We start from the raw sequence: 21,252 nt of genomic DNA on the forward strand, positions 1-21,252 counted from the left end.
CGTCTGTACAGGGCAGGCACGTGCAACGCACTGGTGCACGCATGGAACGACCGGTGCCGCGCGCCGGGCGCCCGGGGGGTCAGGCCTGGGTCGGGGGCTCAGGCCTGGGGAAAGGCGCTCATGTCCATGTACGCCAGCTCCCAGAGGTGGCCGTCCGGATCCTGAAAGCCGTGCTGGTACATGAATCCGTAGTCCTTGGGCGGGTTGGGCGTGGTGCCGCCGGCGGCCACCGCCTTGGCGACCAGGGCTTCCACCTGCGCGCGGCTGTCCTGCGACAGGCACAGCAGCACCTGCGTGGTCTGGCGCGCATCGGCCACTGGCAGCGGCGTGAAGGTCTGGAAGAACGGCACGGCCAGCAGCATCACGTGGATGGTGTCGCTCACCACCATGCAGGCGGCTTTCTCGTCGGTGAACTGCGGATTGCACGTGAAGCCCAGTTCCGCGTAGAAGTCCTTCGCACGCTCGAGGTGTTGAACGGGCAGGTTGATGAAGATCTGGGTGGCCATGGAAAGGTGTCTCCTGCGAATGGTTGTGGGGGCTCGGGCCATTGTGAGCGCCGCCGCCCGCGTTGCCAAGCAAGCCGGGTAGCGCCTTTCTTCGAGGTCGAAAGTGCCTCCAGCGCTCGATAATCAAAGGCTAATAGCTATGTGTTCGATAGCAAAAAGAGGGTGTCCGCCGAATCCCCACGCCGGCGGCCGCGCCCACCCATGGGGATAATCCCGCCCCATGAACAGCAGCAAGCAACGGGTCGTGGTCGGGTTGTCGGGCGGGGTCGATTCCGCGGTCACGGCGCACCTGCTCAAAACAATGGGGCACGAGGTGGTCGGCATCTTCATGAAGAACTGGGAAGACGACGACGACAGCGAATACTGCTCATCCAACATCGACTTCGTCGATGCCGCCGCCGTGGCCGACGTGATCGGCATCGAGATCGAGCACGTCAACTTCGCCGCCGACTACCGTGACCGCGTGTTCGCCGAGTTCCTGCGCGAATACCAGGCCGGCCGCACGCCCAACCCCGACGTGCTGTGCAATGCAGAGATCAAGTTCAAGGCCTTCCTCGACCACGCCATGCGCCTGGGCGCCGAAAAGATCGCCACCGGGCATTACGCGCGGGTGCGGCAGAACGCGGCGAGCGGCCTCTTCGAGTTGCTCAAGGGCCTGGACCCGTCCAAGGACCAGAGCTACTTCCTGCACCGGCTGAACCAGGCGCAGCTGGCGAAGACGCTGTTCCCGGTGGGCGAGCTGCACAAGACCGAGGTGCGCCGCATCGCCGAGGAGATCGGCCTGCCCAACGCGAAGAAGAAGGATTCGACCGGCATCTGCTTCATCGGCGAGCGGCCGTTCCGCGAATTCCTCAACCGCTACATCCAGAAGGAGCCCGGCCCCATCAAGGACGAGCGCGGCCGCGTGCTGGGCCGCCACCAGGGGCTGTCGTTCTACACGCTGGGCCAGCGCCAGGGCCTGGGTATCGGCGGGGTGAAGGAAAAAGGCGCGCAGCGCGGCGCGGGCGAGCACGCCCCCTGGTTCGTGGCCCGCAAGGAGTTGGACACCAACACCCTGCGCGTGGTGCAGGGGCATGACCACCCCTGGCTGCTGTCGCCCACGTTACAGGCGGCCGACGCCAGCTGGGTGGCCGGCCACCCGCCCGCCGCCGGCCCGCTGGCCGCCAAGACGCGCTACCGGCAGCAGGACGCGGCCTGCACGTTCGCCGATGCCGCCGGGGGCGACGAGCGCGGCTTTGCCCTGCATTTCGCCGACCCGCAATGGGCCGTCACGCCGGGCCAGAGCGCCGTGCTGTACGACGGAGAAGTGTGCCTGGGCGGCGGTGTGATCGCCGCTTGCGGCTGAGCCTTTCGCGCCGATGACGGCGCGGCGCCGGCCGCCCGTTCCACCTTCTTGGCACCCCTGCCTGCGCGCCGCAGGGGTGCTTTCATGGGGCCGGAATTCCGGCCTCCGGCACCTCCTCGGGGCGCGCTCCTTACGCCGCGCTGACGGGTTTGAAATCGTCTCAATCGCGCCTAGACTGGATTTCACGCACGCTGCGGAACTTTGTTCCTACAGTCGTGCGCTTCGCGACAGCCAAACCGTGGCGGCGGCCCGTGGGCGCCTCCGAAAGACGGGTCTCTGCCGTTCACCGATCGACGCACTAGGCACACCAAAAGCACCGGAGACAACACCATGACCTGGCAGCAAATCTACGACCCGTTCGGCAACATGATCATCTCGACCGCGCTGGCCGCGATCCCGGTGGTGGTCATGCTGGCCGCGCTCGGCTTCTTCCACATCAAGGCGCACATCGCCGCCGGCATGGGGCTGGTCGCCGCGCTGCTGGTGGCCATCTTCGCCTACGGCATGCCGGCCGAGATGGCGGGCCGCGCCGCGCTCTTCGGCGGCTTCACGGGCCTCCTGCCCATCGGCTGGATCGTGCTGAACATCATCTTTTTGCACCAGCTCACCGAGCAGAACGGCAGCTTCAAGGTGCTGCAGGATTCGCTCTCGGGCATCACCGAGGACCGGCGCATCCAGCTGCTGCTGATCGCCTTCAGCTTCGGCGCGTTCTTCGAGGGTGCGGCCGGCTTCGGCACGCCGGTGGCGGTGACGGCGGCCATCCTGATCGGGCTGGGCTTTTCGCCGCTGGCCGCATCGGGCCTGTCGCTGATCGCCAATACGGCGCCGGTGGCCTTCGGCGCGCTGGGCACGCCGGTCATCACGCTGGCCAAGGTGCACGGCTACGACCTGATGGAAGTGACGGCCATGATCGGCCGCCAGCTGCCATTCTTCTCGCTGCTGGTGCCGTTCTGGCTGATCTGGGCCTTCGCCGGCTGGAAGGGCATGAAGGAGATCTGGCCCGCCATCCTGGTGACCGGCCTGTCGTTCGCCATTCCGCAGTTCCTGGTGGCCAACTACATCGGCCCCGAGCTGGTGGACATCATCGCGGCCATCGTGTCGATGGCGTCGCTGGTGGCCTTCCTGCGTGTCTGGAAGCCCAAGACCGTGTGGACCTCGCCCTCGCTGCGCGGCCGCGACGTGAGCGCATCGGAAGCCAAGCCCGCGCAGGCCGTCGCCCAGCACACCCGTGCCGAGCTGATCGCCGCCTGGACGCCCTGGGTCATCCTCTCGGTGTTCGTCTTCATCTGGGGCCTGCCGCCGGTCAAGGCCTGGCTCAACAGCCTGTTCGCGCCCGCCTTCCCCATGGCCGGCCTGCACAACCTGATCGAGAAGGTGCCGCCCGTGGTGCCTGTGCCCACCAAGGAAGGCGCGGTCTACACGCTGAACCTGCTGTCGGCCACCGGCACCGCCATCCTGGTGTCGGCGGTGGTGAGCGCCATCTTCATGAAGTACAACCCGGTGGCGATCGTGCGCACCTTCTTTCGCACCGTGTGGCTGGTGCGTTTCTCGCTGCTGACCATCGTGCTGATGCTGGCGCTGGGCACCCTCACCCGCTATTCGGGCACCGACACCACGCTGGGCCTGGCCTTCGCCAACACCGGCGTGTTCTACCCCTTCTTCGGCACGCTGATGGGCTGGCTGGGCGTGGCGCTCACCGGCTCCGACACGGCCTCCAACGTGCTCTTCGGCGGCATGCAGAAGGTGGCGGCCGACCAGCTGGGCCTGTCGCCCAACCTGATGGGCGCGGCCAACAGCTCGGGCGGCGTGATGGGCAAGATGATCGACGCGCAGTCCATCGTGGTGGCCTCCACCGCCACGCGCTGGTTCAACCACGAAGGCGACATCCTGCGCTACGTGTTCTTCCATTCCATCGCGCTGGCCTGCCTGGTGGGGCTGTACGTGACGCTGCAGGCGTATGTCTGGCCCTTCACGCTGATGGTGGTGCATTGACGGATGCGGCACTGGTTTGAGTGCCGTATCGGGCCGCAGCGCTTGTGAATGAAGCGCATGCAGCTATCAAAATAGAAGCAAAACGGGCGCCTTCGGGCGCCCGTGGCGTTGTGGGCCTTAGAACGTGTTTACGATCTCCCAGGGGTCGCGCAGCGGTGTGGGCGGATGGGGTGCAAGGCGCGGTGCGCAGTGGATAGCACGGCTATCCACAAGCGCCGCAACGCCGCAGACCGCCGCCCACACCGCTGCCCTTCGGGTTGGAGCGAAATCGGGCGATTGGAGGCTCCGGCTGCTTGCATGGGCACGAGCCCATGCGGCGCATCCGCAGCATCCACTCATCCCGATTGCGCTCCAACGCGATCCCCTGCGAGATCGTCAACACGTTCTTACAACCCGCGCGGCAGCATCTCCCGCAGCGCCTCGCGGATCGTGCGCGCCACCAGCTGCTGGCGCTCGCGCGGCATGCGCGCCAGGGTCGATGCCACGCTGATGGCGGCCACCGGCTCGCCGTCGGCGCCGCGCACCGCCACGCCGGCCGCCAGCACGCCGCGCGTGGCGTGGTTGCCGATGACCGACCAGCCCCGTTCCCGCGTGGCCCGCACCAGCAGGTGCATGCGCTCGGGCGTCATGCCGCCGTAGGCGCCCAGCTGCGGCGCGTTCATGTCGATGATGGCCTGCACCTGCGCGTCGGGCAGCGCCGCCAGCAGCGCCAGGCCCGCCGCGCCCACGCCCAGCGGCTGGCGCGTGCCCACCTGGATCACCAGCACCTGCACCGGGTGCGTGCCCACCTGCCGGGCGATGCAGTGCGACTGCCCGCCCTCGCGCACGATGGCGAAGGCCGCGTCGCCGCAGGCCGCGCTGATGCGCGCCAGCACCGGCTGCAGCCGCACGGCCCGGTTGGGCGTGGCGTCGGCCGGCGCCACCGCCGCCAGGCGCGGCCCCGGCACGAAGCGGAAGCGCTCGCGCTGCACCACGTAGCCCGTGTCCACCAGCGTGTCCAGCAGGCGGTGCACGGTGGCGCGCTCCAGGCCGGCGGACCGGCACAGGTCCACCACGCGCACGCCCTCGCGGCCGCCGGCCAGCACGGCTTCCAGCAGCTGCAGGCCCCGGCGCAGGGTGCGGGTGCCGCCCTCCCCGCCGCGCTGGTCCGCGCCCTGCGGGCGGTCGGCCGCGGTCGGGGTGGATTCGTCCGCTGGGTGAACGTTTGGATTGGTCGGGCGCGCAGCCATGGCAAAGAATTTGGGCGTCAACGAAGTCTCCGCGCAGTGTGCCGCAGCGCACGCGACGGGGGCCGTGACCGCACTTTCGCACTACCGGAGACAACACCATGGCCTACGCCCGCACCACCGAACCCCTCATCCCCACCGCCGCCGCCGGCGTCGATGCGCCCGCGCCTCGCAGGCATTGGCTGGCACTCGCCGCCGGCCTGGGCCTCGGCCTCGCCGTCGCCCTGCCCGCCCAGGCCCAGGGCCCGCAGGCGGACGGCTGGCCGGCCAGGCCGGTCAAGCTCGTCGTGGGCTACGCGGCGGGCGGCGCCACCGACGTCATCGCGCGCCTGGTGGCCGTGAAGATGGGCGAGCGGCTGGGCCAGCCCGTGGTGGTAGACAACCGCGCCGGCGCCAACAGCAACGTGGGCGCCGAGGTGGTGGCCAAGTCGCCGCCCGACGGCTACACGCTCTATGTCTTCACCATCGCCAACACCATCAATGCGTCGCTCTACGGCAAGCTGGGCTACGACCCGCAGAAGGACTTCGAGCCGATCGGCCTGATCGCCAAGATCCCGAACATCCTGGTGGTGAACAACAACCTGCCCGTCAGGAGCGTGGCCGACTACGTGCGCTTCGCCAAGGAGTCGAAGGACGGCATCACCTTCGCGTCGTCGGGCAGCGGCTCGTCCATCCACCTGTCGGGCGAGATGTTCAAGATGCAGACCCAGCTCAACATGCTGCACGTGCCCTACAAGGGCAGCGCCCCGGCGGTCACTGACCTGCTGGGCGGACAGGTGCAGTCGATGTTCGACAACACGCCCTCGGCGCTGCCGCACGTGCAGGCCGGCCGGCTGCGCGCCATCGCCATCACCAGCGCGCAGCGCTCGCCGCTGCTGCCCGACGTGCCCACGGTGGCCGAGTCCGGCTTTCCGGGCTTCGACGTGCAGTCGTGGTTCGGCCTGGCTGCGCCCGCCGGCACGCCCCGGCCCGTCATCGGCCGGCTGAACACCGCGCTGAACCAGGTGCTGGCCGCCCCCGACATGCGCCAGCGCCTGCAGGAGATGGCGGCCACGCCGGTGCCCGGCACGCCCGAGCAGATGCGCAGCTTCTCGGCCGGCGAGGTGCAGCGCTGGCGCGAGGTGGTCAAGGCCTCGGGCGCCAAGGCCGAGTGAGCGCGGCCGCGCCTGCGGTCTTTGCCTTTTTTCACCCGATCTTCCGAAGGAGCTTCCGAGCCCATGTTCCCCATCGATTTCTTCTGGCGCGCCGCCACGCGCTGGCCCGACCGCATCGCCATCGACGCGCCCGAGGGCGCCCTGCGCTACGACGCGCTGGCCGCCCGCGTGGCCGCCCTGGCGGCGGCGCTGCTGGAGCGCGACCCGGCGCCGCAGAGCCGCGTGGGCATCTGCGCGCACAACAGTGCCGACCACATCGCCGCGCTGCTGGCCGTGCTGGCCTGCGGCAAGGTGTGGGTGCCGCTCAACCCCAAGAGCACGCCCAGCGAGATCCGCCGCATCACCGACGCCACCACGCCCAGCATCCTGGTGCTGGACGCCGACTGCGCCCCGCTGCTGGAGGGCGTGGCGGGCGCCCGCATCCAGGCCCACAGGCCGCAGGACGGCGCTGCCGTGACGACCATCGCCGAGCTGGTGCAGCGGCATGCCGGCGCGCCGCGCCCGGTGTTCGACCTGCCGGACAGCGCCACGCAGGCCATCAAGTTCACCGGCGGCACCACCGGCGCGCCCAAGGGCGTGATGCAGCCCTACCGCGCATGGATGGCCAACATCGCCAACCAGATCCACGCCTGGGGCTTCGACGAAGACGAGCGCTACATCGTCGCCGCGCCCATCACGCATGGCACGTCCACGTACATCCTGCCCATCCTGGCGCAGGGCGGCTGCCACGTGGTGCTGGCCGGCGCGGGCGCCGAGGCCGTGCGGGCCGCGTTCCGCGAGCGCGGCGGCACCGTGTGCTTCATGCCGCCCACGCTGGTCTACATGCTGATGGCGCTGCCCGGCGCCAGCCGCGCGGACTTCCCGCGCCTGCGCCGGCTGATCTATGGCGGCGCGCCCATGCCGCCCGAGAAGATCCGCGAGGTGCGCGCCTTCTTCGGCCCGGTGCTGGGCACCACCTACGGCCAGACCGAGGCGCCGCAGATCCTTACCGTCATGCGGCCGGAAGACTTCGAGGACGAGCGCAATTGGGCCGCCGTGGGCCGCACCACCTGGTTCAGCGACGTGGCCATCATGGCGCCCGACGGCCGGCTGCTGCCCACCGGCGAGGTCGGCGAGGTGGTGGCGCGCGGCGACCTGCTGATGACCGGCTACTGGCGCCTGCCCGAGAAGACCGCCGAGACGCTGGTCGGCGGCTGGCTGCACACCGGCGACCGGGGCCTCATCGACGAGCGCGGCTACCTCTACCTGAAGGACCGGCTCAAGGACATGGTCATCACCGGCGGGTTCAACGTCTACCCGGTGGACGTGGAAAACGCGCTGGGCCAGCACCCGGCGGTGCACGAATGCGCCGTCTTCGGCATTCCCGACGACAAATGGGGCGAGGCCGTGCAGGCCGCCGTGCAGCTGCGCGCGGGCCAGGCCGCCACCGAGGCCGAGCTGCAGGCCTTCGTGCGCGAGCGCCTGGGCCCGGTGCAGACCCCCAAGCGCATCCGCTTCCTCGACAGCCTGCCGCGCTCGCCCGTCGGCAAGGTGCTGAAAAACGCCGTGCGGGACCAGTTCTCCCCCTGAGCCGCTGCGCGTCTTCCCCCAGGGAACGCCGCCGGTGGCCCGGCGAAGCCGGTTCCACGGCGTCCGCTGGCACGGCCTGCTCCGCGGCCACCGGACGGGCAAGGCCATGCCTCACCGTGCATGGCTCCATGAATCACTGCTATCCACCACAGGAGACCTATCGATGACCTCACCTACACCCCCCGTCACCCGCCTGTGCACGCACACCCTCACCAGCCTGCACTACCGCGACGCCGATCTGGTCGAAGACCTGATGGGCCAAAAGACCTTCACCGAGGTGATGCTGATGCAGATCCTGGGCCGCACGCCGCGCCCGGTGGACCTGCGCATCGCCGACGTGGTGCTGATCGTGCTCATGGAGCACGGCCTCACGCCCAGCGCCATCGCCACGCGGCTGATCTACATGAGCGCGCCGGAGAACCTGCAGGGCGCCGTCAGCGCCGGCCTGCTGGCGGTGGGCAGCTCCTTCGTGGGCACCATGGAAAACTGCGCGCAACTGCTCGACCGCATCATGGCCGCGGCGGACCCGGATGCCGAGGCCCTTGCCATTGCGCGGGACTGCAAGGCGCGCAAGGCCGCCGTGCCGGGCTTCGGCCACCACCTGCACAAGCCGGTGGACCCGCGCGCCTACAAGCTGCTGGAGCTGGCCCGCGCCGAGCCCGATCTGCCTGGCCGGCACATCCAGGCGCTGGAGACGCTCTCCAAGGCGGTGGACGCGGTCGCCGGCCGGCTCATCACCATCAACGCCACCGGCGCCGTGGCCGCGCTGCTGGGCGAGATCGGCGTGCCCACCGGCGTGATGCGCGGCTTCGCCGTCATCTCACGGGCGGCGGGGCTGGTGGCGCACATCGTGGAAGAGCAGCAAAGCCCGTCGGGCCGCTTCATCTGGGATACGGTCGAGCACGCCATTCCCTACGTGGGCGAGGGGGGCGGCAAGCCCGCGGGCACCGGGGGGGCGGCATGACCGCCGCCACCCGCCCGCCCGCGCTGCCGCTGGACCTGTCCGGCCGGGTCGTCTTCGTCGCGGGCGGCGGCTCCGCCGGGCCCGGCTGGAGCATCGGCCGTGCCGCCTGCGTGACCTATGCCCGGCTGGGCGCGCGCGTCTGCGTGGCCGACCGCGATGCGGCCTCGGCCGATGAAACCACCGCGCTCATCCAGGCCGAGGGCGGCGAGGCGGCCACCTTCATCGGCGACGTGGCGCTGCAGGACGACGTGCAACGCCTCTTTGCCGAGGCCACTGCCCGGTTCGGCGCCATCGACGTGCTGCACCACAACGTCGGCATCGGCAAGACGGGCGGCCCGATGGAGACCAGCGCCGAGGACCTGGACCGCATCCACGCCGTGAACGTGCGCAGCCTGCTGCTGTGCGCCCAGCAGGTGCTGCCCGCCATGGCCGAGCGCGGGCGCGGCTCGATCATCGCCATCTCGTCGGTCGCCGGCATGCGCTATGTCGGCTATCCGCACCTGGCCTACAGCGTCACCAAGGCGGCCGTGGCCCAGTTCACCCGCATGGTCGCGCAGCAGTACGCGGCGCAGGGCATCCGGGCCAACACGGTGGTGCCCGGCCTCATCGACACGCCGCGCATTGCGGGCACCGTGGCCAAGATGTTCTCCGGCACCAGCCTGGACGAGGCCCGTGCCGCCCGCGCCCGGCAGGTGCCCATGGGCCGCATGGGCGACGCCTGGGACGTGGCGCATGCCTGCGCCTTCCTCGCATCGGACGCGGCGGCCTACATCACCGGCACCGAACTGGTGGTGGATGGGGGGTTGACGGGCAAGTACGCTTAGCCGGCGGCACGTTGCGCGCCACCGGCGGAAGACATGCGCAGGTGGCGCGAGGCGGTCAGGCGCGGCCGTTGACCTTGTCGCTGGGGCCGTTGGTATCGGACAGGATCTCCGACGGTGGCTTCAGATCGCCGGCATCGGCGCCTTCGGCTTCCCAGGTGCCGCCCTCGCGGGCCGTGTTGCCGCGCGGGTGGCCCATATCCGTGCCATCGTCGAAATTCAGCGGGCCATCCTGCGGCATGTCGTCGAAGGCGTGGGCCGATACGTCGTTCAGCGAATCCGCCACGTCTTCTTCCGCACTCAGGCGGTCGTTGATGTCCTGGCCTTCCGGCAGCTCGGGATTCGGGTCGTCAGAGGGGTCGATCACGGGATCGGTAACGTCTTCGGGCGGGGTGCGCATGGGTTCTCTCCTGGAGTGTGATCGATGGTGGAAAAAATGCAGTCGATCGATGACTTGAAGCTTGGCCGTGCTGGCGGCCGGTACCGGTGGGCGCGGGGCGTGTGGCCGGGTAGGAAGGGGCCGGCAGACGAGAAGTTCTTCTGTGGGCTCAACCGCCGCCGGGTGGAACCCTGAACCCTTCGGTGATGCGCTGCTCCGCCCGCCCGCAGGCCTCCAGCCAACGTTGCAACCAGACCCTCAACCTCTTGCAGCGATGCAGTGGAGGAAAGGCCATGGGGTGGGAGTCATGCGTGATGGTGTGACTGGGCTTGGAAGGACTGGGCATCCAGGCATGCACACCACCGCTTGATCTTCTGTAAAGTTGAATTCAATGACCATCAGATTCACAATATCTGATGCGTAACCTGAACCTCGATCAACTGCAGACGCTGGTGGCCATTGCCGACCTGGGCACCTTCGCTGCCGCCGCGCAGGCGCTGCACCTGGCGCCGCCCACCGTGAGCCTGCACATCAAGGAGCTCGAATCGCGTCTCGACGCCCTGCTGGTAGTGCGGGGGCGCCGACATGCCGAACTGACGCCGGCGGGCCAGGCGCTGGTCGAAGGCGGCCGCCGGCTGCTGGCCGCCAGCGACGAGCTGGTCGACCGGGTGCAGCGCAGGGCTGCCGGGCGTGAAGGGGTGGTCCGGGTGGGCGTCTCAGCCGGCGTCAGCACCCGCCTGCTGCCGCTGATGCTGCAGGCGCTGCATCGCCGCGCGCCGGGGGTGGAGGTCCGCCTGGAAGCCGTTGGATCGGCTGACGCCATAGCAAGGCTGCAAGCCGGCACCCTCGATGTCGCCATCGTCGCCAGCCCGCAGACTGCAGCGCCCCAGGTGCGGGTGCGGCCCTGGCGCAACGACCCGATGGTGGCGCTGCTACCCGGTCAATGGGACGCGCCCGAGACGGTCACGCCGCAGTGGCTGGCCGGCTGCCGCTGGGCGTCGTTCGCGCCCGCGACGCAGATGCATGGGCTGATCGCCGGCTGGTTCGGCCGTGCGGGGCTTCACCCTCGGCCCTATCTCACGCTCAGCTATCCGGGGGCGCTCAAAAGCCTGGCGGCGGCCAGCCAGAGCGTGGCCATCCTGCCGCTGGAGGAGGTGCTGGACATGCCGCAGGTTTCTGGGCCTGGTGATGGACTTGGGCAGCGCTCCGGTGACGCCGCGCCAGCCGTCCAGGTGCGCCATCTCGATCCGCCACTGATGCGCCCGATGGCCCTGGCCTTCCGCGAACTGCCCACGCCGGACGTGGCGGTGGCCCATGTGCTGGACATGCTGGGCGATTTCGCTAGTTGACGCACCAGGCTCGGCGCCGCACAGTCTGCGGGTATGGCGAGGCGCTCGACGGCTTGCTCCCTCTTCGGGTCTCGCATACTGTCTGCCGAGTTCTGCCGAGTTCTGCCGAGTTCTGCCAAGTTCTGCCGACCCTGGGGACCAGGGTCTCCTGGCCTGCCTGACGGAATCGCAACACATCTGTTTCAGCATGTCTTATCGGTATGCGAGTATCTACAGATAGCTGATTTCCTTACACATTTCGGGATTGTTTGTTAGGGACTATCCGCATACCTGTTGTCCGATCTGAAGGTTCCTATGCCGTTACATGGAAACCAGCCCGACTACAAAGACCCGTTGGCCCCGTTCTTCGAACACTCCGTGGGCGCGGCCGGCCTGGACCGGGTGCTGCAGGTGGTACGGCGCCATCTGTCAATGGACGTGGCGTTCATTTCCCGGTTCCGCGACACCGACCGGGTGCTGGACTACCTGAATGCAGAACCGGACTGCGTGCTGCAGCAGGGCCAGGCCGTCCCCCTTTCGGTGGGCTACTGCCAGAAAGTTTCCGATGGCGAGCTCCCAGGCTTCATCCCCCACACCGCCCTGGTGCCTGGCGCCGCCGCCATTCCGGAGACCGCGAGTATCCCCATCGGCTCGCACCTGAGCGCACCCATCCTGCTCGAGAACCGGCGCGTGTACGGCACGCTCTGCTGCTTCAGCTACCAACCGGTCGATTCACTGACCGAGCGCGACATGGAGGTGCTGCACGCCTTCGCGGAGTTCCTGGGCTTTTACTTCGACGCCGAGGCCAAGCACGAACAGCAGCAGGAGAACGTGACGCGCGACATCCGCATGGCGATGGCCGCCGACAGCCTGCGCATCGTGTTCCAGCCGGTGTACGACATCGCGCAGCGGCGCATCCACGGCTTCGAGTGCCTCTCGCGCTTCGACATCGAGCCGCGCCGCTCGCCCGACCAGTGGTTCAACGCGGCCCACGGCGTGGGGCTGGGCATGGAGCTGGAACTGCTGGCCATCCGCAAGGCGCTGTTTGCCCTGCCGGCCTTTCCCGCCAGCATGCAGCTCAACGTGAACTGCTCGCCTGCGCTCATCATCTCGGGCGCCCTCCAGCCGCTGCTCTACGACGGCACCGACCTGTCCCGCGTGGTGCTGGAAGTCACCGAACACGCCATCGTCACCGACTATGCCGCGCTGGCCGAGGCGCTGCAGCCCTTCCGCGCACGGGGCGCCGTGCTGGCGGTGGACGATGCCGGCGCGGGCTATTCGAGCATGCGGCACATCCTCAACCTGCAGCCCGAGGTGATCAAGCTGGACATGAGCATCACCCAGTCGATCGACCGGGACAACCACCGCCGCGCCCTCGCCAAGGGCCTCATCAGCTTCGCGCACGAGATCGGCAGCCTCATCGTGGCCGAAGGCGTCGAGAAGGCGCCCGAACTGGACGTGCTGCGCCAACTGGGCGTGGACTACGCGCAGGGCTACTACCTGGCCCGGCCGCTGTCGCTGGATGACGCGGTGTACCGATCGCGGGAAGACTGAGTCGGAGCGGACTTCGGTTCTACCAGCTGCCTCTTGCCTGCCATCTAAGGTCGACGGCTTTGGCAACCTACCTGCCAACACGCAGTCAGCATCTGATGCCCTGCCTCATCTCCATGGGGTACATCCCGGACCGATGGCCCAAAACCATTTTTTCTTGCATTTCCTATACACATCGGTTTTGATGTGTATGGAAATCTCAAATTTTTATACACCTCAGGCTGGCTTGCTCTGCCATGTTGCCCCTTTCGCCGCTCGAATCGCTCAGCGCCAGTCGCTTCGATACCCCTTCCATCCTCAAGAAGATGGCCAGCGCCAGCCGCAGTCTGGCGGAGCTCAAGGGTGTGGCGGCGGCCATTCCAAACCAGGGCATCCTGATCAACACCCTGGGCCTGCAGGAGGCGAAGGACAGTTCCGAAATCGAAAACATCGTCACCACCCATGACGAGCTGTTCAAGGACGATGCCGACCCCGCCGTCTTCGCCAACCCTGCGGCCAAAGAAGTGCTGCGATACCGCCAGGCCTTGCGGGTCGGCTTCGAGCAGGTGCGGGACACGGGGCTGCTGACCGCCAACCAGATCATCAACATCCAGGCCGAGTTGGAGCGCAACAACGCAGGCTTTCGGAAACTTCCCGGTACGGCGCTCAAAGATGGGGCAGGGCGCAGGGTGTACACCCCACCCCAAGACCCGGCAGAGATCATCGAGCTGATGCGCCAACTGGAGCGGTTCATGAACGACCCAGCGCTGTTCGAGGCAGACCCGCTCATCAAGATGGCGTTGATCCACCACCAGTTCGAGAGCATCCACCCCTTCTACGACGGCAATGGCCGCACGGGGCGCATCGTGAATGTGCTGTACCTCGTCAAGGAGGGGCTGCTGGACATCCCCGTGCTCTATTTGAGTCAGCACATCGTGCGGACCAAGACCGATTACTACCGGCTGCTGCAGACCGTGCGCGATGAAGACCGCTGGGAGGATTGGGTGCTCTACATGCTGGAAGCGGTAGAAGCCACCGCGCAGCGAACCATTCACACCGTGCTGGCCATCAAGTCAGCGCTGATGGACTACAAGCATCGCATTCGCGCGCAGCACCGGTTCTACAGCCAGGACTTGATCAACAACCTGTTCACGCACCCCTACACGAAGATCGAGTTCGTGCAGCGGGATCTGGATGTGTCGCGCCTGACGGCCACCAAGTACCTCGACCTGCTGGCGGAGACCGGCTTTCTCCAGAAGCAGAAGATCGGGCGCAGCAATTACTACATCAATCTGGCGCTGAACCGGATCTTGCAGGAACAGTACGAGGGCGGGGCATGACCGAATACCGATTCGGACAGGAAGCGCTGGGCTGGCTCATCGCAGTCGGCTGAGCCCGGCGCGAAAGCGTGCCGGCCCGACTGCGGCTGATCGGACGGCAGCTCATCCCGGCGAGCAGGAAAAAAGCCCCGCAGGCCAATGGCGTGCGGGGCTGTGTCGAACCGGCCGTGCCGGCGCGGTGGTTCTGGTGGATCAGAACGGAATGTCGTCGTCCATGTCGTCGAAGCCCGACGCAGCGCGCGGCGGCTGCGCGGCAGGGGACGGCGCGGGGCGGGGCGCGGGCGCGGGACGGGGCGCGGCGCCCTGGGGCGCAGCGCGGCGGGCGGGTGGCGCGCCGTTGCCGCCATAACCGTCATCGCTGCTACCATAGCCGCCGTCGTCATAACCGCCGCCGCCGCCACCACCGCCCTGGCCGCCGCCCATGCCCTGGCGGCTCCCCAGCATCTGCATGGTGTCGGCGCGGATTTCGGTGGTGAATTTCTCCACGCCGGCCTGGTCGGTCCATTTGCGGGTGCGCAGCGAACCTTCCACGTACACCTGCGAGCCCTTGCGCAGGTACTGGCCCACGATCTCCGCCAGCCGGCCATTGAAGACGATGCGGTGCCACTCGGTGGCTTCCTTGTTCTCGCCGGTGTTCTTGTCGCGCCAGCGGTCGGTGGTGGCGATGGTGACGTTGGCGACCTGGTCGCCGCTCGGGAAGGTGCGCATCTCGGGGTCGCGCCCGAGGTTGCCGACGATGATGACTTTGTTGACGGATGCCATGGTGTGAAGGGGCCTGTAGAGAATGGTGGAGGAAAGGCACTACGGCCTGCGCGGCGTCCACGGGGGCGCCGCGAAGAGGGATCGGGGATTGTGCCCCAAGCAGCCAAGGCTTGCGCGCCCGCACGGGGCGGGGCGCAGGGCGTCGCATCGAGGTGCCACAATGGCCATCTGCCTTGCCGCGCACCCCGCACTTCGGCCGGATCTTTCCGCGCCGGTTCCCTCTTCGCCATGCAACGAGAACCCGACTTCCTGGACAACCTGCGCTCGGAACTGCGCGACGGCCGGCGCTGGCTCGACCGCACCATCGTGCTCGCCTACGCCGTGGCGGCGGGCCTCAGCGTGGTGGCCTTCACCATGCTGGCGGAATGGGCGTTCGGTGTCTTCGAGCGCATCTACCACTCGGGCCACGGCTGGGCCGTGCTGCTGTGGACGCCTGCGGTGACGGCGGCCGTGGTGTGGGCCACTCGGCGCTGGGTGCCGGGCGCTGCCGGCTCGGGCATTCCGCAGGTGGTCGCGGCGCTGGAGCCGGGCCTTACCGAGCCGCAGCGCGGACGCTTCGTGTCGCTGCGGCTTTCGGCCGCCAAGATCGTGCTGTCCAGCGCGGGCTTCATGGCGGGGCTGTCGATCGGGCGCGAGGGCCCGTCGGTGCAGGTGGCGGCGGGCGTGATGCACCACGCGCGCCGCTGGTTCGGGCCCCGCTCGGGCATCACCGCCCATGCCCTGCTGGTGGCGGGCGGCGCGGCCGGCATCGCCGCCGCGTTCAACGCCCCCCTGGCGGGCGTGGTGTTCGCCATCGAGGAACTCTCCCGCAAGCTCGAATCGCGCAGCAGCGGCCTGATCATCGCCGCCATCGTGCTGGCCGGCCTGATGGGCGTGTCGGCGTTTGGCAACCTCAGCTACTTCGGGCGCATCCAGGTGCCGCGGCTGGGCTGGGAGGCGCTGCTGCCGGGCCTGGCGGTGTCGCTCGCCTGCGGCGTGCTGGGCGGCCTGTTCGCCAAGCTGCTGGCGGCGTCGCTCACCGGTTCGCCCGACCGCTTCAACCGCTGGCGCGCGCGCTGGCCGGTGCGCTTCGCCGCCGCCGGCGGGCTGGCGGTCGCGGTGATCGGCCTCGTCACGGGCGGCGCCACCTTCGGCGCGGGCTCCGAGGCCGTCAAGCACATGCTGGCCGGCCAGGCCGACGTGCCCGCCTTCTACGTCACGCTCAAATTCATCGCCACCTGGCTGTCGGCCTGGGTGGGCGTGCCCGGCGGCATCTTCGCGCCGTCGCTCTCCATCGGGGCGGGCGTGGGCCACAACGTGGCCTTGCTGGCCGGCGGCGACATCGCGCCGTCCATCGCGCCGGCGCTCATCGCCATGGGCATGGCCGCCTTCCTGGCGGCGGTCACGCAGGCGCCGCTCACGGCTTTCATCATCGTGATGGAAATGGTGGACGGCCATGCCCTGGTGCTGAGCCTCATGGCGTCGGCCATGCTGGCCAGCCTGGTGTCGCGCATGCTGGCGCGGCCGCTCTACGAAACGCTGGCCGCCTCGATGCTGAGCGCCGCCCACCTGCCGGATCCGCCCGACCCCGCAGCGCCGGCCCCCCAGCAGGAGGCGGCTGGGGCGCCCGGCACCGACCGCCCGCCGCAAGCGCGCTGAGCGGGCGAGCGCATCACCGGCGGCCCCGGCCGGCCTGCGGCGGCACGGGGCGCATGCCCCAGGCCACCGCCAGCCAGGCCAGGCAGAGCAGCCCCGTCACCAGGAACAGCATCGGCGCCCCGCCCCAGCGCAGCACCCCGCCCCCCAGCGCGCCGCCCGCAAAGAGGCCCAGCGACTGCAGCGTGTTGTAGGTGCCCAATGCCGCGCCGCGCACGGCCGGTGGCGCGGTGCGCGACACCAGGCTGGGCTGGCTGGCCTCCAGCGCATTGAATCCGCAAAAGAAGAGGAACAGCAGCCCGCCCAGCGCCCACAGGTGGGGCGGGGTGCCGGCGGCCGCCGCCCAGCCCAGGCCGGCTTGCACGAGCAGCACCAGCCCGATGGCGCCCAGCAGCGCGCCGCGCAGGCACCCGCCGCGCTCCAGCGCGAACAGGCCGCCCATGGCCGCGAAGGACAGCACCACGGCGGGCAGGTAAAGGTGCCAGTGCGCGCTCTTGGGCAGGCCCGCCTGCACCAGCAGCGCCGGCACGGCCACCCACATCGCCAGCTGCACCGTGTGCAGGGCGAACACCCCGAAATTCAGCCGCAGCAGATCCGGCTGGCGCCACACGTCGGCCAGGCGGCCGCGCGGCAGGTCGGCATGGCGCGCGGGCTCGGGCGGCACCACCCACAGCACCACGGCGATGCCGGCCAGCGCGAGCGCGCAGGTCAGCCCGAAGATGCCGGCCAAGCCGAAGCGCGCGGCCAGCGGCGGCGCGGCCACCAGCGCCACGGCGAACATCAGCCCGATGCTGCCGCCCACCAGCGCCATGGCCTTGGTGCGCACGCCGTCGCGGGTCTGGTCGGCCAGCAGGGCGGTGACGGCGGCCGACACGGCGCCCGCGCCTTGCAGCGCACGGCCCCAGAGCAGCCCGGTGAGCGAATCGGCCAGCGCCGCCAGCAGGCTGCCGCCCGCGAACACCAGCAGTCCCAGCACGATGACCCGCTTGCGCCCGAAGCGGTCCGACGCCAGGCCCAACGGCAGCTGCAGCACGGCCTGGGTCAGCCCGTAGATGCCCATGGCCAGCCCGACCAGGGCCGGGTCGTCGCCGCCCGGGTACTTGCGCGCCTCGAGCGCGAACACCGGCAGCACCAGGAACAGCCCCAGCATGCGCAGCGCGAAGATCAGCGCCAGGCTGAAGCTGGAGCGGCGCTCCAGCGGCGTCATGGTGGTGGCCGAGGTTCCAGCGGGGGAGGTGGAAGCCGCCGGGGAAGAGGGCGTGGAAGGTTGCTGCTGCACGGTGCGCGCGCTGGTGTGGCGAAGGTCGTGGGGCCGGGAGAAGCCGGGATTCTCGCGCATCGTCCAAGGGCGCGGCGGCGCCAGAGCCGGATTTTTGGCATCAAAACAGCCTGTGGCGCTTATTCCGCTTGCGCATGTAGCTATGTTTTTGATAGTGATGCGGCAGGCGTGGCCGCCGGGCCGATGGCCACGGCCAGCACGCGCCGGGGCGCTCCCCTATGATGGCCGGTTGCCCTTTTGAGACGCCTGCTGCCGTGACTTTTCCTGCCCACGATGACGCCGCCCCTTCGGCCCAGCCCGAGAGCGGCACCTACCTGGCCCGCGCCCTGCGCGAGCAGCGCATCAGCATCCGCGGCGCGCGCACGCACAACCTGAAGAACATCGACCTGGACCTGCCGCGCAACCAGCTGGTGGTGATCACCGGGCTGTCGGGCTCGGGCAAGTCCAGCCTGGCGTTCGACACGCTCTATGCCGAAGGCCAGCGCCGCTACGTCGAGAGCCTGTCGGCCTATGCGCGGCAGTTCCTGGGCCGGCTCGACAAGCCCGACGTCGACCTGATCGAGGGCCTTTCGCCCGCCATCTCCATCGAGCAGAAGGCTACCAGCCACAACCCACGCTCCACCGTGGGCACGGTGACCGAGATCCACGACTACCTGCGCCTGCTCTACGCCCGCGCCGGCACCCCGTACTGCCCCGAGCACGGCCTGCCGCTGTCGGCCCAGACCGTGAGCCAGATGGTGGACAGCGTGCTGGCGCTACCCGAGGACACGCGGCTGATGGTGCTGGCGCCGGTGGCGCGCGGCAAGAAGGGTGAGTTCACCGACCTCTTCACGCAGATGCAGGCGCTGGGCTACGTGCGCTTCCGGGTGGACGGCCAGATCCACGAGGTGGAGAACCTGCCGCCGCTCAAGAAAACCGAGAAGCACGACATCGACGTGGTGATCGACCGCCTCAAGGTGCGCCCCGATGCAAAGAGCCCCCAAGGTGCTTCGCCCCGGCCCCCCGAGGGGGCGCAAGCCAGCCTTGGGAGCGGCCCGGCGGCTGGCTTGAGACAGCGCCTGGCCGAGAGCTTCGAGGCCGCGCTGCGCGTGGGCCACGGCGCCAGCGGCGCCGACGGCAACGGCCGCGTGCTGGCGCTGGAGATGGATTCAGGCGCCGAACATCTGTTTTCCAGCAAATTCGCCTGCCCGGTCTGCGGCTTTTCGCTGCCCGAGCTGGAGCCGCGCCTCTTTTCGTTCAACGCGCCCATGGGCGCCTGCCCCACCTGCGACGGCCTGGGCCAGCAGGAGGTGTTCGATCCGGCGCGGGTGGTGGCCTTCCCTTCATTGAGCCTCGCCAGCGGCGCCATCAAGGGCTGGGACCGGCGCAACGGCTACTACTTCGCCATGCTGGAGAGCCTGGCCCGGCACTACGGCTTCGACGTGGAGGCGCCCTTCGAATCGCTGCCCGAGCGGGTGCGGCACGCCGTGCTGCACGGCTCCGGCGACGAAGACATCGCCTTCAGCTACATCCTGGACAGCGGCGCCAACAAGGGCAAGGCCGTCATCAAGAAGCACCCGTTCGAGGGCATCCTGCCGAACATGGCGCGCCGCTACCGCGAGACCGACTCGGTCGTGGTGCGCGACGACCTGGCGCGCCTGCGCAGCACCCAGCCCTGCCCCGACTGCCACGGCACGCGGCTGCGGCTCGAGGCGCGCCACGTGCGGGTGGGCGAGGGCGAGCAGTCCCGCGCCATCTATGAAGTGAGCCGCGCCACGCTGTCCGAGGCGCTGGCCTGGTTCCATGCGCTCACCCTTTCCGGCGCCAAGGCCGAGATCGCCGGCAAGGTGGTGCGCGAGATCGCCACGCGCCTGACCTTCCTGAACGACGTGGGCCTGAACTACCTGAGCCTGGACCGCAGCGCCGAGACGCTCTCCGGCGGCGAGGCCCAGCGCATCCGCCTGGCCAGCCAGATCGGCTCGGGCCTGACGGGCGTCATGTACGTGCTCGACGAGCCCAGCATCGGCCTGCACCAGCGCGACAACGACCGGCTCATCGCCACCCTGCAGCACCTGCGCGACATCGGCAACAGCGTGATCGTGGTCGAGCACGACGAAGACATGATGCGCGCCGCCGACCACGTGGTGGACATGGGCCCGGGCGCCGGCGTGCACGGCGGCCGCGTGATGGCGCAGGGCACCTACGACGAGGTGCGCGCCCATCCCGAATCGCTGACCGGCCAGTACCTGTCGGGCACCCGCTCCATTCCCGTGCCGAGGCGCCGCACGCCCTGGCTGCCGGTGCTGGAGCAACCCGCCGCCGCGCCCGAGGCGAAGAAGCCTTCCGGCAAGCCGCGCTTTCCCGAAACCGACGCCAGCCGCCGCCGCGCCGAGCGGCTGGCCGAGCACCGCGCCACCCAGGGCCGGCTGCAGGCCCTGCGCGTGGTGGGCGCCACCGGCCACAGCCTGAAGAACGTGAGCGTCGAATTCCCCGTGGGCCTCTTCACCTGCGTGACCGGCGTCTCCGGCTCGGGCAAGAGCACGCTGGTCAACGACACGCTCTATGCCGCCGTGGCGCGGCAGCTCTACCGCGCGCACGACGAGCCCGCGCCGCACGAAGCCATCGAGGGCATCGAGTACTTCGACAAGGTCATCAACGTCGACCAGTCGCCCATCGGCCGCACGCCGCGCAGCAACCCGGCCACCTACACGGGCCTGTTCACGCCCATCCGCGAACTGATGGCGGAGACGAACACCGCCCGCGAACGCGGCTATGGCCCGGGCCGGTTCAGCTTCAACGTGGCCGGCGGCCGCTGCGAGGCCTGCCAGGGCGACGGCGTGGTCAAGGTGGAGATGCACTTTCTGCCCGACGTCTACGTGCCCTGCGACGTCTGCCACGGCCAGCGCTACAACCGCGAGACGCTGGAAGTGTTGTGGAGGGGCCGGAACATCGCCCAGATCCTGGACCTGACGGTGGAAGACGCCCACGCCTTCTTCCAGGACGTGCCCACGATCGCCCGCAAGCTGCAGACGCTGCTCGACGTGGGCCTGTCGTACATCCGGCTGGGCCAGGCCGCCACCACGCTGTCGGGCGGCGAGGCCCAGCGCGTGAAGCTGGCGCAGGAGCTATCGAAGCGCGACACCGGGCGCACGCTCTACATCCTGGACGAGCCCACCACCGGCCTGCACTTCGCCGACATCGACCTGCTGCTCAAAGTGCTGCACCAGCTGCGCGACGCGGGCAACACCATCGTCGTGATCGAGCACAACCTGGACGTCATCAAGACCGCCGACTGGATCATCGACATGGGGCCCGAAGGCGGCGCGGGCGGCGGCACCGTGGTGGCCGAGGGCACGCCCGACGAGGTGGCGGCGAACCCCGCGAGCCACACCGGGCGCTATCTGCAGCGGTATCTGGCATGAAGCGCCCCGGCGGGCGGGCAG

At 69.3% G+C, this 21,252-nt stretch carries 16 protein-coding genes; 11 read left to right on the forward strand and 5 right to left on the reverse strand.

Annotation, left to right across the window (positions count from 1 at the left end; translation table 11 throughout):
- Positions 1–98: 98 nt before the first annotated feature.
- Complete coding sequence (locus ABWV53_RS06510; RefSeq protein WP_353364144.1) at positions 99–506, reverse strand: VOC family protein; 408 nt, start codon at positions 504–506, stop codon at positions 99–101.
- Positions 507–726: 220 nt separating this feature from the next.
- Here ABWV53_RS06510 and mnmA point away from each other — a divergent pair, with 220 nt between their 5' ends.
- Both mnmA and ABWV53_RS06520 read left to right on the forward strand, forming a co-directional pair.
- Positions 727–1,851 (forward strand): tRNA 2-thiouridine(34) synthase MnmA, encoded by a 1,125-nt coding sequence (mnmA, locus tag ABWV53_RS06515; RefSeq protein ID WP_353364146.1) that lies wholly within the window; start codon positions 727–729, stop codon positions 1,849–1,851.
- Positions 1,852–2,181: 330 nt separating this feature from the next.
- Entirely contained in the window at positions 2,182–3,843 is a 1,662-nt protein-coding gene (locus tag ABWV53_RS06520) for an L-lactate permease (protein WP_353364148.1), read from the forward strand.
- Positions 3,844–4,229: 386 nt separating this feature from the next.
- Here the strand turns inward: ABWV53_RS06520 and ABWV53_RS06525 are convergent, their stop codons facing one another.
- Positions 4,230–5,072 (reverse strand): IclR family transcriptional regulator, encoded by an 843-nt coding sequence (locus ABWV53_RS06525; protein WP_353364150.1) that lies wholly within the window; start codon positions 5,070–5,072, stop codon positions 4,230–4,232.
- 98 nt (positions 5,073–5,170) lie between these two features.
- Between ABWV53_RS06525 and ABWV53_RS06530 the strand changes: the two genes are divergently transcribed.
- The 4 genes from ABWV53_RS06530 to ABWV53_RS06545 all read left to right on the forward strand — a co-directional run bounded on the left by ABWV53_RS06530 (position 5,171) and on the right by ABWV53_RS06545 (position 9,580).
- Positions 5,171–6,223 carry a tripartite tricarboxylate transporter substrate binding protein gene (locus tag ABWV53_RS06530; RefSeq protein ID WP_353364152.1) on the forward strand — a complete coding sequence of 351 codons (1,053 nt, stop codon included), beginning with the start codon at positions 5,171–5,173 and terminating at the stop codon, positions 6,221–6,223.
- Positions 6,224–6,286: 63 nt separating this feature from the next.
- Positions 6,287–7,792 (forward strand): class I adenylate-forming enzyme family protein, encoded by a 1,506-nt coding sequence (locus ABWV53_RS06535; protein ID WP_353364155.1) that lies wholly within the window; start codon positions 6,287–6,289, stop codon positions 7,790–7,792.
- A 163-nt stretch (positions 7,793–7,955) separates the two neighbouring features.
- Positions 7,956–8,756 carry a citryl-CoA lyase gene (locus ABWV53_RS06540; RefSeq protein WP_353364157.1) on the forward strand — a complete coding sequence of 267 codons (801 nt, stop codon included), beginning with the start codon at positions 7,956–7,958 and terminating at the stop codon, positions 8,754–8,756.
- Entirely contained in the window at positions 8,753–9,580 is an 828-nt protein-coding gene (locus ABWV53_RS06545) for an SDR family NAD(P)-dependent oxidoreductase (protein ID WP_353364159.1), read from the forward strand. Before ABWV53_RS06540 ends, ABWV53_RS06545 begins: the two co-directional genes overlap by 4 nt.
- Positions 9,581–9,635: 55 nt before the next feature.
- On the opposite strand, the gene ABWV53_RS06550 is transcribed toward ABWV53_RS06545, so the two are convergent.
- Positions 9,636–9,977 carry a serine/threonine protein kinase gene (locus ABWV53_RS06550; RefSeq protein WP_353364161.1) on the reverse strand — a complete coding sequence of 114 codons (342 nt, stop codon included), beginning with the start codon at positions 9,975–9,977 and terminating at the stop codon, positions 9,636–9,638.
- 395 nt (positions 9,978–10,372) lie between these two features.
- On the opposite strand from ABWV53_RS06550, the gene ABWV53_RS06555 reads away from it, so the two are divergent.
- From ABWV53_RS06555 to ABWV53_RS06565, 3 genes are all read left to right on the forward strand, one after another.
- Positions 10,373–11,305 carry a LysR family transcriptional regulator gene (locus tag ABWV53_RS06555; RefSeq protein WP_353364163.1) on the forward strand — a complete coding sequence of 311 codons (933 nt, stop codon included), beginning with the start codon at positions 10,373–10,375 and terminating at the stop codon, positions 11,303–11,305.
- A 294-nt stretch (positions 11,306–11,599) separates the two neighbouring features.
- Positions 11,600–12,838, forward strand: a complete 1,239-nt coding sequence (locus tag ABWV53_RS06560; protein WP_353364165.1) for a sensor domain-containing phosphodiesterase — start codon at positions 11,600–11,602, stop codon at positions 12,836–12,838.
- A 233-nt stretch (positions 12,839–13,071) separates the two neighbouring features.
- Positions 13,072–14,154: a Fic family protein gene (locus ABWV53_RS06565; protein WP_353364167.1), complete on the forward strand. Its 1,083-nt coding sequence runs from the start codon at positions 13,072–13,074 to the stop codon at positions 14,152–14,154.
- A 192-nt stretch (positions 14,155–14,346) separates the two neighbouring features.
- Here ABWV53_RS06565 and ssb read toward each other — a convergent pair whose 3' ends face one another.
- A complete protein-coding gene (gene ssb / locus ABWV53_RS06570; RefSeq protein ID WP_353364169.1) occupies positions 14,347–14,916 on the reverse strand; it encodes a single-stranded DNA-binding protein in 570 nt (189 codons plus the stop codon).
- A gap of 228 nt (positions 14,917–15,144) precedes the next feature.
- On the opposite strand from ssb, the gene ABWV53_RS06575 reads away from it, so the two are divergent.
- On the forward strand, positions 15,145–16,554 hold the full coding sequence (locus ABWV53_RS06575) for a chloride channel protein (protein WP_353364171.1): 1,410 nt from the start codon (positions 15,145–15,147) through the stop codon (positions 16,552–16,554).
- 13 nt (positions 16,555–16,567) lie between these two features.
- On the opposite strand, the gene ABWV53_RS06580 is transcribed toward ABWV53_RS06575, so the two are convergent.
- Positions 16,568–17,758, reverse strand: a complete 1,191-nt coding sequence (locus ABWV53_RS06580; protein ID WP_353364316.1) for an MFS transporter — start codon at positions 17,756–17,758, stop codon at positions 16,568–16,570.
- A gap of 293 nt (positions 17,759–18,051) precedes the next feature.
- Between ABWV53_RS06580 and ABWV53_RS06585 the strand changes: the two genes are divergently transcribed.
- Entirely contained in the window at positions 18,052–21,231 is a 3,180-nt protein-coding gene (locus ABWV53_RS06585; RefSeq protein ID WP_502903844.1) for an excinuclease ABC subunit UvrA, read from the forward strand.
- Positions 21,232–21,252: the final 21 nt, after the last annotated feature.

The sequence above is a fragment of the Acidovorax sp. FG27 genome (assembly GCF_040365715.1).
Classification (GTDB): Bacteria; Pseudomonadota; Gammaproteobacteria; order Burkholderiales; family Burkholderiaceae_C; genus Paracidovorax.

Excerpts from the sequence above, each read along its gene's own strand:
- ABWV53_RS06510 (WP_353364144.1), bottom strand. The coding sequence starts at position 506 with ATGGCCACCCAGATCTTCATCAACCTGCCCGTTCAACACCTCGAGCGT.
- mnmA (WP_353364146.1), top strand. The coding sequence starts at position 727 with ATGAACAGCAGCAAGCAACGGGTCGTGGTCGGGTTGTCGGGCGGGGTC.
- ABWV53_RS06520 (WP_353364148.1), top strand. The coding sequence starts at position 2,182 with ATGACCTGGCAGCAAATCTACGACCCGTTCGGCAACATGATCATCTCG.
- ABWV53_RS06525 (WP_353364150.1), bottom strand. The coding sequence starts at position 5,072 with ATGGCTGCGCGCCCGACCAATCCAAACGTTCACCCAGCGGACGAATCC.
- ABWV53_RS06530 (WP_353364152.1), top strand. The coding sequence starts at position 5,171 with ATGGCCTACGCCCGCACCACCGAACCCCTCATCCCCACCGCCGCCGCC.
- ABWV53_RS06535 (WP_353364155.1), top strand. The coding sequence starts at position 6,287 with ATGTTCCCCATCGATTTCTTCTGGCGCGCCGCCACGCGCTGGCCCGAC.
- ABWV53_RS06540 (WP_353364157.1), top strand. The coding sequence starts at position 7,956 with ATGACCTCACCTACACCCCCCGTCACCCGCCTGTGCACGCACACCCTC.
- ABWV53_RS06545 (WP_353364159.1), top strand. The coding sequence starts at position 8,753 with ATGACCGCCGCCACCCGCCCGCCCGCGCTGCCGCTGGACCTGTCCGGC.
- ABWV53_RS06550 (WP_353364161.1), bottom strand. The coding sequence starts at position 9,977 with ATGCGCACCCCGCCCGAAGACGTTACCGATCCCGTGATCGACCCCTCT.
- ABWV53_RS06555 (WP_353364163.1), top strand. The coding sequence starts at position 10,373 with ATGCGTAACCTGAACCTCGATCAACTGCAGACGCTGGTGGCCATTGCC.
- ABWV53_RS06560 (WP_353364165.1), top strand. The coding sequence starts at position 11,600 with ATGCCGTTACATGGAAACCAGCCCGACTACAAAGACCCGTTGGCCCCG.
- ABWV53_RS06565 (WP_353364167.1), top strand. The coding sequence starts at position 13,072 with ATGTTGCCCCTTTCGCCGCTCGAATCGCTCAGCGCCAGTCGCTTCGAT.
- ssb (WP_353364169.1), bottom strand. The coding sequence starts at position 14,916 with ATGGCATCCGTCAACAAAGTCATCATCGTCGGCAACCTCGGGCGCGAC.
- ABWV53_RS06575 (WP_353364171.1), top strand. The coding sequence starts at position 15,145 with ATGCAACGAGAACCCGACTTCCTGGACAACCTGCGCTCGGAACTGCGC.
- ABWV53_RS06580 (WP_353364316.1), bottom strand. The coding sequence starts at position 17,758 with ATGACGCCGCTGGAGCGCCGCTCCAGCTTCAGCCTGGCGCTGATCTTC.
- ABWV53_RS06585 (WP_502903844.1), top strand. The coding sequence starts at position 18,052 with ATGGCCGGTTGCCCTTTTGAGACGCCTGCTGCCGTGACTTTTCCTGCC.